Origin of the sequence: Microbacterium sp. MMO-35 (genome assembly GCF_037147555.1) — a bacterium.
Taxonomy (GTDB): Bacteria; Actinomycetota; Actinomycetes; order Actinomycetales; family Microbacteriaceae; genus Microbacterium.
On sequence record NZ_JBBCVH010000034.1, the window covers coordinates 1 to 776 of the forward strand.

The following is a 776-nucleotide window of genomic DNA, read 5'->3' on the forward strand; positions in this document are numbered from 1 at the left end:
ACTTCCCTCGGCAACCTCAGCCCCGTGGAGTTCGAACGACTTCACATCCCCGCCGCCACCGCGGCATGATCAACACAAACAACCCGTCCGGAAAAGCGGGTCAGGCTCCGATGCCGATTTCGCGCCCGTCGAGTGTGGGGTGAACGTAGATGAGGATCTTGGTTCCGTCTTCTCGTTCGATGAGGTGTGGGATGGGGCCGCAGGGGCAGGGGTTCTCGGTGTCGTGGTCGATGAGATCCCCGTTGGGTACGGCGTGGGCGATCGGGTAATCGGCCATCATGTCTCCCTGGTTGGGATGCGTTCGAGTTCGCGTGCTTCTTTGCGGCGCAGGTAGGAGACATGTGCGGCGAGTACCCGGTAGGCGTCGGCTTGGTCTGTGTCGTTGCGGTCGATGGCGTCTTCGGCTTTGTTGAGGAGGCGTTCGACTCGTTCGTCCACGGTTACCTCCGCTCGTGGCGGTGTTGCCAGTCGTAGATCCATCCGAGGAACACCAACCCGAACCGTGTGAACGTGCCTGTCTGTGTGTATAGCCAGGGGTGTTGCCGGCGGGTCATGGTTGGACCAGGTGGCGTAGGTCGACGATGGTGGCCCGGCATGCGATCAGCTCGGCCATGTACTGGGTGCCGTGGTGGGAGCAATATGCGAGTGACGCGAGCCAGTCGGGGTGTGAAGCGCCCTGAGTTTGTTGGAGACTCCTGACCTTGGAAACGAGGATGGGGTTATGCCGAAAGAGCAGACATCAGGGAAGCCGACGACGCGTCGGTATTCGCCGGAGG

The 776-nt window shown here is 61.5% G+C and carries 2 protein-coding genes; both read right to left on the reverse strand.

Features of this window, described 5'->3' with window-relative positions:
• Window positions 1-100: 100 nt before the first annotated feature.
• Window positions 101-280 (reverse strand): hypothetical protein, encoded by a 180-nt coding sequence (locus tag WFJ01_RS19040; RefSeq protein ID WP_336630050.1) that lies wholly within the window; start codon window positions 278-280, stop codon window positions 101-103.
• On the reverse strand, window positions 277-438 hold the full coding sequence (locus tag WFJ01_RS19045) for a hypothetical protein (protein WP_336630051.1): 162 nt from the start codon (window positions 436-438) through the stop codon (window positions 277-279). Before WFJ01_RS19045 ends, WFJ01_RS19040 begins: the two co-directional genes overlap by 4 nt.
• Window positions 439-776: the final 338 nt, after the last annotated feature.